The sequence below is a fragment of the candidate division KSB1 bacterium genome, assembly GCA_034506255.1.
Classification (GTDB): Bacteria; Zhuqueibacterota; Zhuqueibacteria; order Zhuqueibacterales; family Zhuqueibacteraceae; genus Coneutiohabitans; species Coneutiohabitans thermophilus.
Genome location: JAPDPX010000009.1, coordinates 1 through 16,166, shown reverse-complemented (window position 1 = coordinate 16,166; position 16,166 = coordinate 1). Strand labels below are relative to the sequence as shown.

At 55.6% G+C, this 16,166-nt stretch carries 12 protein-coding genes; 9 read left to right on the top strand and 3 right to left on the bottom strand.

Features of this window, described 5'->3' with window-relative positions; translation table 11 throughout:
• Positions 1–294: 294 nt before the first annotated feature.
• The 3 genes from dusB to ONB52_17935 form a co-directional block, all read right to left on the bottom strand.
• Complete coding sequence (dusB, locus tag ONB52_17945; protein ID MDZ7418017.1) at positions 295–1,287, bottom strand: tRNA dihydrouridine synthase DusB; 993 nt, start codon at positions 1,285–1,287, stop codon at positions 295–297.
• A 643-nt stretch (positions 1,288–1,930) separates the two neighbouring features.
• The gene (locus ONB52_17940; GenBank protein ID MDZ7418016.1) at positions 1,931–3,415 is read right to left on the bottom strand and encodes a tetratricopeptide repeat protein; all 1,485 of its coding nucleotides are present in this window, start codon (positions 3,413–3,415) and stop codon (positions 1,931–1,933) included.
• A gap of 3 nt (positions 3,416–3,418) precedes the next feature.
• A complete protein-coding gene (locus tag ONB52_17935) occupies positions 3,419–4,225 on the bottom strand; it encodes a hypothetical protein (GenBank protein ID MDZ7418015.1) in 807 nt (268 codons plus the stop codon).
• Positions 4,226–5,333: 1,108 nt separating this feature from the next.
• Between ONB52_17935 and ONB52_17930 the strand changes: the two genes are divergently transcribed.
• The 9 genes from ONB52_17930 to ONB52_17890 all read left to right on the top strand — a co-directional run bounded on the left by ONB52_17930 (position 5,334) and on the right by ONB52_17890 (position 16,016).
• Positions 5,334–7,400, top strand: a complete 2,067-nt coding sequence (locus ONB52_17930; GenBank protein MDZ7418014.1) for a serine protein kinase — start codon at positions 5,334–5,336, stop codon at positions 7,398–7,400.
• 206 nt (positions 7,401–7,606) lie between these two features.
• Positions 7,607–8,302: a hypothetical protein gene (locus tag ONB52_17925; protein ID MDZ7418013.1), complete on the top strand. Its 696-nt coding sequence runs from the start codon at positions 7,607–7,609 to the stop codon at positions 8,300–8,302.
• Positions 8,303–8,313: 11 nt separating this feature from the next.
• Positions 8,314–8,655 carry a hypothetical protein gene (locus ONB52_17920; protein MDZ7418012.1) on the top strand — a complete coding sequence of 114 codons (342 nt, stop codon included), beginning with the start codon at positions 8,314–8,316 and terminating at the stop codon, positions 8,653–8,655.
• On the top strand, positions 8,633–9,322 hold the full coding sequence (locus ONB52_17915; GenBank protein ID MDZ7418011.1) for a T9SS type A sorting domain-containing protein: 690 nt from the start codon (positions 8,633–8,635) through the stop codon (positions 9,320–9,322). The genes ONB52_17920 and ONB52_17915 overlap by 23 nt, the downstream gene beginning before the upstream one ends.
• A gap of 65 nt (positions 9,323–9,387) precedes the next feature.
• The gene (locus ONB52_17910) at positions 9,388–12,525 is read left to right on the top strand and encodes a hypothetical protein (protein ID MDZ7418010.1); all 3,138 of its coding nucleotides are present in this window, start codon (positions 9,388–9,390) and stop codon (positions 12,523–12,525) included.
• Between the two features lie 40 nt (positions 12,526–12,565).
• Entirely contained in the window at positions 12,566–12,727 is a 162-nt protein-coding gene (locus tag ONB52_17905) for a hypothetical protein (protein MDZ7418009.1), read from the top strand.
• A gap of 47 nt (positions 12,728–12,774) precedes the next feature.
• Positions 12,775–13,881: a DUF444 family protein gene (locus ONB52_17900; GenBank protein MDZ7418008.1), complete on the top strand. Its 1,107-nt coding sequence runs from the start codon at positions 12,775–12,777 to the stop codon at positions 13,879–13,881.
• A gap of 78 nt (positions 13,882–13,959) precedes the next feature.
• Positions 13,960–15,450 carry a SpoVR family protein gene (locus ONB52_17895; protein ID MDZ7418007.1) on the top strand — a complete coding sequence of 497 codons (1,491 nt, stop codon included), beginning with the start codon at positions 13,960–13,962 and terminating at the stop codon, positions 15,448–15,450.
• 41 nt (positions 15,451–15,491) lie between these two features.
• Positions 15,492–16,016: a hypothetical protein gene (locus tag ONB52_17890; protein MDZ7418006.1), complete on the top strand. Its 525-nt coding sequence runs from the start codon at positions 15,492–15,494 to the stop codon at positions 16,014–16,016.
• The last annotated feature ends 150 nt before the right edge of the window (positions 16,017–16,166 follow it).

Genomic DNA, 16,166 nt, shown 5'->3' with positions numbered 1-16,166 from the left:
AGTAGCAAAAATTCATCTTTGAACAGCCACCCACAAGGGACGGGGACTACAGAATTCACGTTTACAGTGCACTAGTTCGCATTACAAAAAAATGAGTGGCACATACAGGCGGGCTGTTTTTATCAGGAGGTGCCCCGGTGCCACCGGCAAGGAACGCGGGCAACGTCCTGTCAGGACTTGTTTGAAAAAGCCGGTGACATTGAGCCCCCTGTCTGCATTGGTTTGCCGACAGCAGAGCCGCATTGTGATTTTGCGCAGTTCAAACAAACGCGGGCTGTCTTGGGATGCGGCATCTCACGCCGCGCGCAGCTCCTGCTGGCCGGCTTCCGCCTCTGCCAGCAGGGCGATAAAATCTTCCGCCGCGGTGCAGGTGACGAGGGCGGCGCGCAGCTTGCTGGCGCCTTGAATTTCGGTGATATACCTGACCACGTGTTTGCGAAAGAGAACCAGGCCGTAATCCCGGCCGTAGTACTCGAGCATCAAGCCCAGGTGGCGGCGAATGAGTGCGGCTTTTTCGCTGAAGGTGACTTCGTGGCGATCCTTGCGTGCAAAGATCCAGGGATTGCCGATGGCAGCGCGGCCGATCATCACCGCCTCGCAGCCGGTGTGCTGTTGCAGGCGCTGGATGTCAGCCACGCATTTGACATCGCCATTGCCGATGACGGGAATCTTCACGGCTTGTTTGATCGCCGCGATGGCATCCCAGTCGGCCGCACCGGTGTAGGCCTGCGCCTTGGTGCGGCCATGCACGGCAATCAGGGCCGCGCCGTTGTCTTCGAGAACTTTGGCGACCTCGAGAAAGTTACGTGACTTGTGATCCCAGCCCAGCCGGATTTTGCCGGTCACCGGCACGGACAGCAGTTTGGAGAGCCGATTAAAAATGCGGCCGATCTTGCCGGGCGTGCAGAGCAAGGCCGCGCCCGCGCCCCGGCCGGAAACCTTGGCCACGGAACAGCCCATGTTCAAATCAATCAGGTGCGGCCCGAGCTGTTCAATGCGCTGGCAGGCCTCGACAATCTTGTTTTCATCGCTGCCGAACACCTGAAACGTCATGGGATATTCGGAGGGATGAAAATCGAGCAGGCGCAGTGTTTTGGGATTGCCCTGGAGAATGCCATCGACCGAGACAAACTCGGTGTAGCCCATGGCGCTGCCAAACTCGCGTGCAATCATGCGGTAGGGCAAATCGGAAAAGCCCGCCATCGGTGCCAGCACCACGTCCCCGTAAATCGGCAGATGGCGCACCCAAAAGACCGGCGGCCGGGCCGGAGCAGTGACAATTTGCATGCGGTTATTCCTGAGCATTTGGCCAGTCGTTTCGAATGAGGTGGCCGAATGTAACAAAAAAATCCCAGGAATCCAGTCCCAACTTGCGCAAAGGCGGGTGCACGATCGGCAGCATAACCGGTGCTGGGAAACCGGCGGTGGAGCGCAGCCTGTCGTGCCACCGCTTGTGAGGCAAGGCGGCTTGGGGCAGCCGGGACAAGCCGGCTGCGCTGGTCATCCGGAAGAGGGCAAGGCGGCAGGGTTTTATGATGCGCATGCGAGAACAATTGCGCACAGGGGAATTTTGTGCACCGCGCGGCGGGCGGAACGCAAACAAATCCGGCCCGCTGTGCGGCACGACAACAACGTGTGGTATTGCCACCAAAAGGCGCCGCGCAGCCTGCAGAGAGCAGGGCTGAGCGACATTACCACGAACATCGTTTGTGTCGTGAAAGCGAAAGAGCAAATGAAGCCCGGCCGTGGCACGGAACAACCGGCCTCCGGCATAACCGTCTCCGAAAAGGAGATGTGATTCCACCCCGGCGGATGCCGTGTGCAACAGGGAAATTACGCCGGACAGGTTTCATGGCTCATCACCGATAAAACGGCGGCACGTGATGTTGAGCCGTGTCCGGTAAAGCTTAGTTGCGGCAGGTATGCCGTATTACGGCTGTGGCTGTGGCTGTGACTGCGACTCCGAACCGGAAGCGGGCGGCCCGGCTTTGTCATCCACCCTGGGGAAGGGCTGTGTTGACGGGCCTCTGCCCGGCTGATTTTTCGCGACGATCTCCTTCAATATTTCCTGATTGGGCGTGGCGAGATTCAGCCGCAGGACAGTATTGTAGACCTTGATGGCTTGCTCGTCGCGACGGCCCAGCAGCAGGTAAATGTGCGCCAAAGGCAGATAGAGCTTTTCCCGGTTGGGGTGGCGCGCCAGCATGACTTCGTAGATGGAAGCCGCGGCGGCATAGTTGCCGCGCAGCAGATAGTAGCGTGAGCGCGTGGTCGAAGAGAAAATGACGAAGCTGAGCAGCGGCAACACCACCACGGCGATTACCGCACTGATGAGATATGTCTTCGCGCTCTGTTCGGTCAAGGCCGGCGGCGTCAAGCTCCGGGGTTTTGCCGGGTTGAGCTCGGCGCGTACGCGCTCCAGACGTCTGGTGACATCGCGATAGCCGGGCTGCCGGCGTTCCAGCTCCTCAAAGTCGGCGAGGGCGCGCTGCCAGTCACCGCGGTTCTCATGGTCGCGCGCGGCACGGTAGAGTGAATCCATTTGCGCGTTCCAGATTCGCGCATGTGCTGCCTCCCGGGCCTGTTGCTGCATCGCTTCGATGCTGCGGATTCGCTCGGCAACGTCGCGATACGCCGGGTCTGCGGCATGGATTTGCTCAAACGCCGTCAGCGCACCGCTCAAGTCGTCCTGATTCAGGGCCGCGACGCCCTCGGCATAAAGCTGCGCCCGCCAGTCTTCCTCCTGACTTTCGGACTCGGCCGGTGCGGCCGGCTGCGGCGCGGATTGAGGCGGCAATGGCCGCTGCGCAGTTTGCGCACGAGCGGCCGGCCGGGGTTTCTCAGCTCTTTCGGCGAAAGGATTCGGGGAAGCCGCGGAGGGCGCGGGCGGTGGCGGGGTGTCTGCGATGGCCGTCTCTTCGACCATTTCTGTGGTCAGCAGCGGTGGTGGCAACGCCGCGGCTGTATCCACGGGATTCGCCGGAGAAGGTTGGGCAAGGCGGCTGGTGACTGCTTCGCGAGGCGGTATAGTTTTGAGAGGGTCCTTTGAGGGCGCGGCCTCCGGCAAGGGCGGGCGCAATGCCTTGGTAAAACCCGCCAGGAAAAACTTGCGGCCGCCGTCCTCCGCCAGCACTGGCCTTTGCCAAAAACGCCGGGTGGTGATCCAAACCCGGTAGGGATTGCTGCCGCGCCGGAATTCCAAACCGCCGTGAATGTCGGCGTCCGGTGCGGGCGCCAGCGTCACGATGACGGAATCCTGCAGCAGGTGATGATACAGCACCAACACGTGCGGGGATTCCCGCAGGATTGCAACATTGTTCGCGAGCGATTGTTTGATGGGAAACCATTGCGCCCAGGCGCCGGAGACCGAGGCGAAAAGCGCGATCAGGAAAACACGCCGGAAGAGCCGAATCATGAATCACCTCTGCTTCCGAAAGAAATGTTGATACTGCAGGCTGATGGTGAAGTCATGCCCGCCGTTTTGCAGAGCGTAATTTTGCCGGGCCAGGAGCATGAATTCGCGCAGCTCGTAGGTCATACAAAACGTAACGCCACTGTTCTTGAGATTGGCAAAGATTTTATCCGCGTCCCTGCCGGGATGGCGGGCATCCTCCACGCCATTAAAGGATTGAAAGCCGCTCAGGTAGGCGCCCAGATGATTCCACCACAAGCCCACACCGGCCAGACCCTGCACCCGGCCGTATTTGTTGACGTTCACGCCCACTTGTGCCGAGGGAAAAACAGCGCGGCGTGAAATGGCTGCAAAGCCGTCGGGATCAAACAGGATCAGGCTCAGGCGCAGGTCGCTGTCGGTGGCATAAAGCGCCTGCGCGGGGTTGGTATCACCCCATACACCCAGACGGCCGTAAGCTTCCACGCGCGCCAGGCTGGAGAGCAGGTGGCTGTAGCCGGCAGTGAGCATCACGCCGTCTTCGCGCTTGCCGAAAGAGTTGCCGAGCTTGCGGGTGTGCACCTCCTTGGTGGCATATTGATACGTCGCGCCCACAAAGGCCTGCCCGATACCGAGCTCGACTTCGAAATTGTGGCGATAGAAGTCAACGTCCAACGTGCCGAGATTTTCAAACGTGGCTTTTTTGATCACCATGCTGGCGAACCGGGCTTTGAAATCGGTGAGCAATTGGGCATGGCTGGCAGCGGGCAGAAGCAGGGTCGCCGCGCTCAGAAAGGCGAGGGGCAGGAGGCGCGGCGGAATACTTTTTCGCATGTGATTCCCTTTCAGAGAAAATCGATTTGCGCTCAGCCGCTTTGCCGGCGGAGAAGGCTTGTCATCTCGAATCAGCCGGGAGGATTTCCCAAGAGCGCCTTGTCTCGTTCATGCGTCCGTGAACGCAGCGCTCCTGCTGCATCGTTCACATTGCAGCCCAGGCGATCCCGTAGAAATCCCTTCGCGCCATGCGAGAATGCTCCCGCAGGTTCCTCGAGCTGATGATTAAGATTGATTATTTATAAGGACTAAGCCGCGGATTTGCAGATTCTATACTGACAAATGTATACTGCCACCCGCACTGCGCCCCGGCGGGGCTCGTGGCTTTTCAGGCAAGCACTGTCGCGGTGGCAGCTGGTTGGCGCAAGGTGGGCCCCGCCTTCACGCGGAGAGAGAGCATGGGAACTTTTGTTCTGGCGCTTCAGTTTGAAGGCTGCACGGCCAGGGGCGGAAACGGCACGCGGCCCATGGGAAATTGGGAGGCGAGATTGCTCATCTTCATGTTAAGCACCCTGGGTTCGCAGTTGCTTTCCGATAGTCAATACCGGCAGGCGGGAGGGCCAGAGCAGGCTGAGGGTTGCAGCGACTGCGCAGCGCAAAGTAGCAGTGTCCGGTGCTGGAAGCACCCGGCTGCATCCGGCGCCGGCCGCGACAAGGCCGGGTGCAAGCCATTTTCGAGATTGCCGGAGAAATGGCTTGACTTTTATCCGCCGCGTTTGTAGTATCGCTTCACAATTTTCCAGCGCTCTTTGTCTTTGAAAGTCGAATTCTTCGGGTTCGACTTTTTTTGTCGTCATACGTGTTGAAATCTTGTCATTGACCTTTCTGTACACCGGCAAGCTGACCGAGCAAGGCGCCGGGCGAACTACCTCTTCACACTGCAACCCTAGCTGACGTTCCGAAGCGATCGTTCTCCTACCACAGCAGATGTCGTTGCGATTTCGTTTCGTTGCTGGCCAATCACTGTAAGCAGAGCGTGTAACGACGACGGCTGGAGCACCGCACCCTTTGCCGGTTGTCGCGCTGCAGTCATTGGCACCCATGTCACCCCCTGATTTGGCCAGACCCAGGTCTGCATATAATTTCATGGAAATGGAGGTTCATACCAATGTCAGAAACTCTCACTCCCACGGATGCCGGCAGCCTGCTGAGCATCATCAACGGGTTGCATGATACAAGAACATATCGTGAGCTGAACTGGACCGGCACGTTTGAGGATTATCTGGGGATTGTGCGGCAGAACCCGGCGGTGACGCGCACCGCATTTCAAAGAATCTATGACATGATCCTGTCGCACGGCCGCGAGGAAATCATCGAGTTCAAGGAACGCCTGGTCAAATACAAATTTTTCGATGACCCGATCGACAACGGCCGCGATGCGGTCTACGGCCTGGAGCGCACCATCATGCGCATCGTGAACTTTTTCAAGGCGGCGGCCAGCGGTTACGGCACCGAGAAGCGCGTCCTGTTGCTCCATGGCCCGGTGGGCAGTGCCAAAAGCACCATCGTGCGCCTGTTGAAAAAGGGATTGGAACATTACTCGCGCACCCCGGAGGGCGCGCTCTACACTTTCTCCTGGCGCCAGCACGTCAACGGCAAGGAAGTGTGGGAGCGCTGCCCGATGCACGAAGAGCCGCTGCACCTGGTGCCGGAGGAGATTCGCCCGCGCCTGCTGGAACGCCTGAATATCGGGCGCAACACCGAGCAGCAGATCAACCTCACCGGCGAGCTCTGCCCATTCTGCCGGCAAACCTACCGCGAGTTGCTCAAGCAGCATCAAGGCTCGTGGATCGATCTCATCCGGGACGTGCGGGTCGAGCGCCTGATCCTCTCGGAAAAAGACCGCATCGGCATCGGCACCTTCCAGCCCAAGGATGAGAAAAACCAGGATTCCACCGAGCTCACCGGCGACATCAACTACCGTAAAATCGCCGAGTATGGCAGCGAATCGGACGCGCGGGCCTTCAATTTCGACGGCGAGTTCAACATCGCCAACCGCGGCCTGATCGAGTTCATCGAGGTGCTCAAGCTCGACGTTGCTTTTCTGTATGATCTGCTCGGCGCCTCGCAGGAGCACAAGATCAAACCGAAAAAATTCGCGCAAACCGACATCGACGAAGTCATCATCGGCCACACCAACGAGCCGGAATACCGCAAGCTGCTCTCCAACGAGTTCATGGAAGCCCTGCGCGACCGCACGGTCAAGATCGACGTGCCCTACATCACCCGGCTGAGCGACGAAATCAAGATCTACGAAAAGGACTACAACCCGCAGCGCATCAAGGGCAAGCACATCGCGCCCCACACCATCGAAATGGCCGCCATGTGGGCGGTGCTCACCCGCCTGGAGGAGCCGCGCAAGGCCCAGCTCACCCTGTTGCAAAAGCTCAAGCTCTACAACGGCAAAACCCTGCCGGGCTTCACCGAGGACAACATCAAGGAGCTGCGCACCGAGGCGGCACGCGAGGGCATGGAGGGCATCTCGCCACGCTATATTCAGGACAAAATCTCCAACGCCCTGGTCAGTGAAAAGAGCCAGACGAGCATCAACCCCTTCATGGTGATGAACGAGCTGGAGGCCGGGCTGAAACATCACTCGCTGCTCACCAGCGACGAGCAGCGCAAACGCTACAAGGAGCTGCTCGCCGTGGTCAAGGAAGAATACGAAGACATCGTGAAGAACGAGGTGCAGCGCGCCATCGCCGCCGATGAAGACGCGCTCAAGCGGCTGTGCGGCAATTACATCGACAACGTCAAAGCCTACACCCAGCGCGAACGCGTGAAGAACAAATACACCGGCGCGGACGAGGAACCGGACGAAAGGCTGATGCGCGCGATCGAAGAAAAGATCGACATTCCGGAGAGCCGCAAGGACGATTTCCGCCGCGAGATCATGAACTATATCGGCGCGCTCGCGCTCGAAGGCAAGACCTTCAACTACAAGAGCAACGAACGCCTGCAAAAAGCCCTGGAGCTCAAACTCTTCGAAGACCAGAAGGACACCATCAAGCTGACCACGCTGATCTCCAGCGTGGTGGACAAGGAAACCCAGGAGAAAATCGACGTGGTCAAGGCGCGCATGATCAAGTATTACGGCTACACCGATGAGAGCGCGACCGACGTGCTGAATTACGTGGCCAGTATTTTTGCGCGAGGGGACGTCAAGCATCGGTAGAGAGAGCGAATTGAATTGATGGATGAATGGATTGATGGATTGATGGATGAATGGAGTTTGAGATTCCAGCAATCCATAAAATCCATATGGCGAAGACTGGCGCTATCGCACAATGACAGGCGTTTTGAACTCCGGGGTCATATTTCAATATATGAATGAGCATTTGGTGCGATAGCCTTCAAACCAACATGCGGAAAGACTTCATAATGAAAATGGCTCAGGCATTTCTGGCGACCAAAATTGGCATTTTATTGCTGTCCGAAGATAGTTTGTCGCAATGGTCCACCGACCCCAGCCAGAACCTCAAAGTTGCCGGCGGCGGCATCAATCCGGAAATTTGTATCGACGGCAACGGGGGATCTTTCATTGTTTGGGAAACCGGCACCTCGGGCAACCGAAGACTGCTGCGCATGCAGCATTTGAATCGCTACGGCTATAAATCTTTCTCTGAAAGCGGAATCTCATTAGCTGGCGAGGAGTTCGATCAATCCACGCCGTTCTTTCTCACCTATGGCGGCGAGGGCACGGCGATTGTGCTGTTTTATGATACCCGCGTCATCAATGGACAATGGGTGGCACGCACGCTCGTGCAGCGCGTGGATTCAACCGGCGCATTGCTGTGGGGAAACAGCGGCGTTCGCCCAGCGCAAAGTGACTCCTCTCAATTGCCCGTTGCATTGTTGGCTGACGACAAGGGCGGCGCTTTTGTATTTTGGGTGGAAGATCGTAATGGCGATGGCATTCAAGAAATGTTCGGCAACCGCGTCTCGTCAAGCGGTCAGCTTTTGTGGGAACAAAATGAAAAAAAATTGCACATTATGTCTTCAATTATACACGGACTCAAGTCGTCACGGATGGCTCTGACGGCCTGTTCTGTGCCTTCACCCAAAGCACTGGAATAGTCATCCAGCGCATGAATGAAAACGGAGAATTTCTTTGGCCTGCTGCCATTCCTATGTCTGTCGGAATTTGGGGTGTGCTGACGAGTGATAATTCCGGTGGGTTCTTTTGGACGGCACATGAACAAATTGCTTACCGACCGACAAATGGACGAATTTTCAGAACACGTGTTTTTCGCTATGATGGTGCTGGAGCGAACATTTGGCCAACAACTGGCATTGCCATAACCGACTCAGTTTATGAGCAAACTTTTTCACCCGAAGTTTTAGTCAATGATCATCAGGATGTAGCTATTATTTATCGCGCACTTTCTGGCGCTTTTGATAATATCTATGTCCAGCGTATTAATTTTTGAGGGAAAGTTAATTTTTGACTATGGAGGCTTGCCCGTAAGCATATATCCTTCATCAAGAGCATTCGAACAAACCTGCCTCGGAAACAATGGGAAAATAACCGTTGTATGGCTAGATGGGCGTACACAAAAAGGAGACATTTACGCTCAGTCTTTAGGTCAGAACGGAAATCAGATCTGGAGTAATGATGCTGGAGTTAGCTTGCGGCCTGATTCTGAAAGAAGTCATAGAGTTTCATCTGATGGAAATGGAGGCTGCATTGTGGCTTGGTATGAGATCGGCACCGGTAGCGGTTGGGGCATTTTTGCTCAACAAGTAAGTAAAAATGGCGGTTTGGGTGAAGTGCTTACAAGTGCAGTTTCTGATAATGATGCTGCAAACCAGTCTTCAGGCATTCCAACAGCATTTACTCTTTTCCCAAATCCCTTTGGTGATAGTGTGCAATTCGACCTAAAAGCCACGCCCAATATACCAACCACGATCAGAATCTATGATCTCACCGGGAAGATTGTTCGTGGCTTTCAAGGTTTCGTTCCTCAAGACGGTAAGCTAACTTTAAGTTGGGATGGTCGCAATCAAGACGGGAAAATTTTGCGTACAGGAATTTATCTGATTAAAGTCACTGCTGGAGAATTTATAACCAGCCGGAAAGTTGTTCTCATCAGATGAACGGACAGGCATCATGCAATCCCAGTAAACAGTTGCTGCTTGCGTTGATATGTGGTTTTGCTGCCATGACCACGGTAGCCGATGCGCAAGAAGGAAATTGCTTCGGCACGCCTAGCGCTACTGTTTCCGGGCCAAATATAAGACCGTCCTTGCCGGCTACGATTTCAGTGGGTGTGATCTTGGTTGAATTCACGGATCGCCTACACTTTACCCGAACACCCGACCTTCCCAATGGGTATCTGAAGCTGCATTTCGAGAATATGTTATTCTCGGATGACTTCTACTACACAACGCCGAATTCGGTGACTTCTCCCGATGGAGAAGACGTCTACGGCAGTGTGAAGGACTGGTATCAAGAGAACTCCCACGGCTTGATTCAGATCACCGGGCAAGTCGTCAATCCGGCCAATGGCAGGGGTGTGCTCACGTGGCTGAATTTGGGATCAAGCGCGACGTATCTCAATAATACCTATTTGATGATAACAACTGCGATAGCGCAGGCCGTGAGCAATAACTGGAACTGCAATTATAACATCATCTGTGTTATTGCTTCCCAGGATCTGAATGGTCAATCTGAGAACACTTGGCATGGCTCCGCCAACTTCGGTGGTCCCAGTGATTATCGTATTCCGTCGACTGCCTTGCCATCGGGCTCTCCTCTCTTCAATTATAACAATTTCATGGGATGCTACAACACCTTTGAACGTGCCAGAGGAGTATCCACCGGCACGCCGACCTTTCGCCACGTCGGTGTGCATGTTCACGAAATCTTTCATACTCTGGGCCTCGTTTTCCTGGGCAATTGGTCGGATCAAACCGGCGTGAATTTTACTCACTATGCTACCGGTGATTGGTCAACTATGCATCGAACCGACATCGGCCCCAAGCGCAAGGGCGAATGTGAATCACATCTTTTGGCAGCACGCAAAGTAAGCGTGGGTTGGGCCAACGCTACCGACATCACTTCGAATAATATGGCGGAGAATATTCAATACATCAACACGCAAATCGACATTCCCAACGCGACGGATTTCTACCGCTTCACCGACAACGCGAGCGGCGAACAATTTGTCGTTGAAAATCGCCAATACACCGGCTTCAACAGCTTTCTGCCGGGATGGTGGGACCCCAATGCAGTGAAAGGTGGCTTGTTGATTTTCAACACCAAACCCTATGCTACAATCGGCTGCAATGATCGCAGTATCGAGCGCTTGAGATGGGCGGACAATAGTTTGACCACCAGCTATACGGTTGGAAGCAGCGATCCCACTTTGATCTTTTCTGTCGGCGATCCTGGCGATCCGTTTCCAGGAAGCAACAATAATACGAATTTTTCCATCGCGACAACTCCCAACAGCGCCAGGCGAGATCCAGCACCAACAAATTGCTCTACACCAACACCGACGACAATTGGCGGCGACCCCACGGGCTTTGCCATCACCAACATTTCCGCCTCTGTCACAACGATGACTGCAACGTTCCACAGTAGCTATCTTGCCAGCAACAGCGTTGATGCAACTGCCTCGAACAGCAGTCGAAAGATTGTGCGAGATTCAGGTGGAGTTTACCATCTTGTTTATGAAACAACCGGGGAAATCTATTATCAGAAATCCACTGATGGCGGCAGCACCTGGGGCAGTTATAAGCGCCTCAGCGCCGGCAACGGCAGCAGCAAATTTCCATGTATCGCCGAGCGCTCCGGCAAGCTTTTTGTCGTTTGGCAGCGCAACACCGGCACGAACACTTATGATGTTCTTTTGCGCCATTTCAACGGCTCGAGTTGGGACACCAACATTCGTACGGTCCAAAGCGCAATTTCAAGCTCGAGCCCTCCCACTCCGGTAATTGCCATCAACATGCCGACAGATCCCACGCCAGAGATGGTGGTGGTTTATCGCACCGGCAGCAGCATCAAATCCCGGCGCTCCACCAGCGCAAACGGCAGCGTGTGGGAAGCTGAAAAGAACGTGACCAGCAACACCAGCGCGCGCAATCCCAGCTTGGTCTACCGGCTCGATAATGAAGTCCCCACTCACAAGTTTCATGTCACCTGGGATCAAGGCAGCGATATCTATCATCAAAGCTTTAACGGAAGCTTGAATACTTGGACCGCGGCCGCCGATATTAGCACGGATCCGTTCGCGTCAAACAATCAATACTCTTCCTACGCGATTGCCGGCAACAACGACCGTCACGTCGTTTGGCAAGCGCTCGAATCGGAAGTCTATTTTCATCAAGCGATCTATCACAGCAAAAACCTTGGCAACGCCATGGCAATGCTGGTGAGCAACAGCTACGATCAGCTTCGCCCCAGCATTACGGGCCACGCCGGCAGCGCAGCAACAGCCCTTTGCTACGATAACAGCGCCGGCCAAAATATTCGCAAGCGACGATACAACGGCACAAGCTGGGAAGGCGCGGCTTTAGGCACGATCATCGCGAGCAACGGCGCGGACGCTTCACTTTCGATCGCGAATCCCCCGGGCGCAACGGCATTAGGAGTATGGCGCAGTGCCGGCTCTGCTCCTTACGCGCTCACCGTCGGGCCTTCAGGAGGTTTGAGCAAGAGCAGCAGCGAAGAGGATTTGCTGTATCATCGCCGCATTGCATATTTCTTGAATGATTCCACGAAGCTGATGTTACAAATCGACGGTTTCGAAATGATCGAGGACGGTAATAAGAAAAGCCTTGCCTTTTCCAATGTCGCGAAAGACTCACTTCCGGCCGTTGATTTAGCAGCGACAATGAGTGTGACCGATATGTTGTTGTCACCGAGCGCGGATAGTTTGGCGTTCTCGCTCCATCTCCTTAGTCGCGATGCCGGACAATTACGGGACAATACAAATCTGGCGCTGCTGGCTGCTTTTGAAGTTTCTTCAGCGGAAACAGGCTTAGCGCTTGCCAATATTGCTCTACCACCGATCGCGGTTGTTGGCGAATCGAAGCAAAATGCGCGTTTGGTTTTTCCATTGCAAGCCTTGCGCGGCCAAAAGATCAATCTTGCGCTGAAGCTCTCCAATCTAAACGTGGCCAAAGTCAACGGCACGCTGGTTCATGTTTACGAATTGGCTGAAACAGGCGCGCAAAAGCCTGCGCAGGAGGAAGAGGCACTTGTGGCGGAAACGTGCAGACCCGCCTTCGCCGTGAAAATTCATCCGAATCCTTTTAATCCCTCGACGCAGATTCATTTCTCTTCCGGCTGAAAACGTTGTCGCGGTGCGGGTGTACGATGTGAACGGTAGAATGGTAAAAGAGCTGGTCAACGAGTTTCGAAATGCAGGCCAACACAACATCACCTGGGATGGCCGCGACACGCTTGGCCGAGCCGTCGCCAGCGGCATGTACTTTTCCGAGGTCAGTTTTGGCGAGGAAAGAAGAGTGGCGAAGATGATGTTGGTGCGATAGTCTCAAATCTCCAACGCTTGTTTGCCTTTGAACTTCTTGAGTCTTTCATGGTCAAACGCATCGAAAAAGACCGCAGCCGGTTCCGGCAAATTCTGCGCGGGCAGATCAAGAAAGAGCTGCGCAAATACATCAGTCGCGGCGAGCTGATCGGCAAGCAGGGCAAGGACCTCATCAGCATTCCGGTGCACCAGATCAATCTGCCGCGCTTCCGCTATTCCGGCAAGAGCACCGGCGGTGTGGGCCAGGGTGATGGTGACCCCGGCACGCCCATCGGCCGCAGCGATGATCAGCCGGGCACGGGCAAGGCGGGCGAAGCGCCGGGTGATCATCTGCTCGAAGTCGATGTCTCGCTGGAGGAACTGGCACAATTGCTCGGGGAAGAGCTGGAGCTGCCCAACATCTCGCCGAAGGGCAGGAAGAACATCATCAGCGAGAAGGACAAATACATCGGCATCAGCACCACCGGCCCGGAATCGCTGCGGCATTTCAAGCGCACCTACAAGCAGGCACTCAAGCGGCAATTGATCAGCGGCACCTACAATCCCGAAAGTCCGCGCATCATCCCCTATCGCGAAGACCGCCGCTACCGCACCTGGAAAACCGTGCCGATGCCGGAGGCGAGCGCCGTCATCATCTACATGATGGATGTTTCCGGCTCGATGGGCGACGAGCAAAAAGAGATCGTGCGCATCGAATCGTTTTGGATCGACACCTGGCTGCGCTATCAATACAAAAATCTCGAGACGCGCTACATCATCCACGATGCCGTGGCACGCGAGGTCGATCAGGAGACTTTCTACCACACCCGCGAAAGTGGCGGCACCATCATCTCCTCCGCCTACAAACTCGCCCATGCCATTGTGACGGCAGACTACAGCCCCGACGACTGGAACATCTACATGATGCACTTCTCCGATGGCGACAACTGGGGCGAAATCGACACCGACGAGTGCATCCAAATTCTGGAAAAGAAGCTGCTGCCGGTGGTCAACCTCTTTTGCTACGGCCAGGTGGAAAGCCCCTACGGCAGCGGCCAGTTCATTCGCGATCTGGACGACTATTTCGACGCCGAAGAAAAGCTGGTGCTTTCGGAAATCCCTGACAAGGAGGCGATCTACAAATCGATCAAGGAGTTTTTGGGAAAAGGCAAATAACGTTTCGCCGCGGCCAGAGTGCGGCATTCATAGATTGTTCGTTGCACGTACCGAATCTTCAACCCAAGCCAGCAAGCCATGAGCCTGCCTCCCGATCTTGCCGCCATCAAGGATGAAATCCGGGGTTACGCCCGCGAATACGGCCTGGATTTCTATGAGACCATCTTCGAGGTCATTGATTACGACGAGCTCAACGAAATCGCCAGTTACGGCGGTTTTCCGACGCGCTATCCCCACTGGCGCCACGGCATGGAGTATGAAGAGCTGTCCAAAAGCTACTCCTACGGCCTGGCCAAAATCTACGAGATGGTGATCAACAACGACCCCTGCTATGCCTACCTCATGCGCTGCAACAACATTGTCGACCAGAAACTGGTGATGGCGCATGTCTATGCGCACTGCGATTTCTTCAAGAACAACCTGTGGTTCTCGAAGACCAACCGCAAGATGATGGATGAGATGGCGAACCACGCCACCCGGGTGCGGCGCTACATCGAACTGTATGGGGAAGAAACGGTCGAGAACTTCATTGATGTCTGCCTGAGCCTGGAGAATCTGATCGATCCGCACCTGCCGTTCATGGGCAATGGCAGCGCGCCGGCAGCGCAGCCGGAGGACGAACCGCCGGCCGAGCCCAAACAGATCAAATTCAAAAGCCCGAAAGACTACCTCGATGAATTCATCAACCCGCCCGAATTCCTGGCCGCACAGCGCCGCAAGGAGGAGGAAGAGAGCAGGAAACGACTGCGCAAAGTTCCCGAAAAGCCGCAGCGCGACGTGCTGCAGTTCCTGATCGAGCATGCGCCTCTGCAAAAGTGGGAGCGGGACGTGCTCAGCATCATCCGCGAGGAGGCCTACTATTTTGCGCCGCAGGCCCAAACCAAAATCATGAACGAGGGTTGGGCGAGCTACTGGCATTCCAAGATGATGACCGAGCGCATTCTCTCGGATTCCGAAGTCATCGACTACGCCGATCATCATTCCGGCACGCTGCACACCAGCCCGGGGCGGCTGAATCCCTACAAACTCGGCATCGAACTGTTTCGCGACATCGAGGACCGCTGGAATCGCGGCAAGTTCGGCAAGGAGTACGAAGAGTGTGACGATTACGAGGTCAAAAAAGCCTGGGACACCCAGCTCGGTCTGGGGCGGCAGAAGATTTTCGAAGTGCGCAAACTCTACAACGACGTCACCTTCATCGACGCCTTTTTGACGCCGGAATTCTGCCGCGAGCACAAGCTGTTCGTCTATGACTACAACGAACGCAGCGGCTACTATGAAATCAGCGACCGCCAGTTTCAGGCAATCAAGCAGCGTCTGCTGTTCATGCTGACCAATCACGGCCAGCCGTTCATTTTCGTGGAAGACGGCAACTACAAAAATCGCGGCGAGCTTTATCTCCGCCACCGCCATGAAGGCATTGACCTCAAACTCGACGAGGCCCGCGACACGATGAAGAACCTCTACCGCATCTGGACCCGTCCCGTGCACCTGGAAACCGTGCTGGAGGAGACCAAGACGCTGTTGACCTACGACGGCGAACAACACAAGGAGACGGAAATGGAGTAAGGCAGCAACCTCATCCCTTCTTTCAAACTTCTGGAGGCATTATGAATCTCGGCATGAAGGTCGTGGCGGAACTCGCGCAGTTGCGTCGCGGCCCGCACGAAAAGCCCCCTGCGCTCACGCCCCTGCCGCCGGGCGGCTGGCTCTATGAGGACATCACGGACGGCATCCATCTCAAGATCGAACTGGCAGACTTCGACCGCTTCGGTTATCTGGTCAACAAAATCACGGCAGTGCGCACCAGCTCCCTGCCCGCGGCCAAACCGGTGAAAGAACTGCTGGCGGAACAGGCGGCGGTTCTGGAGCAGCGTGTGACCTATCTGCTCGAATCCTTTCGTTTGATCGAGCTGGATGAAACCACCAATCGTGCGCAGGTGCGCAGCGCCACCCCCTATCGCGAAGCGGAAGCGATTCAATATTATGAAGCCCTGCTGGAACAGGGCGGCGTGCTGGTGTTCAGCCGGTACGCCGGCAGCCGCACCGACCGCGCCCTGCAGCCCTTCCATGTGACGGATGACGTTTGCCGCCGGTTGTTGAACGATCTTGCTGCCGCGTTGCTGGTTTCCTAAAGCCACCGGCACGTTCAATGCTTGGTATCCACCCGGTGAACCCATCTTGAAGCTTGCCACAGTAAGAGATATTTTTGAACTTTTTTCAGCGCGCACTTTTGTGGCGACCAGCCGGAAATGGCAACCGAATGGCAATTCAGATAACGGCCC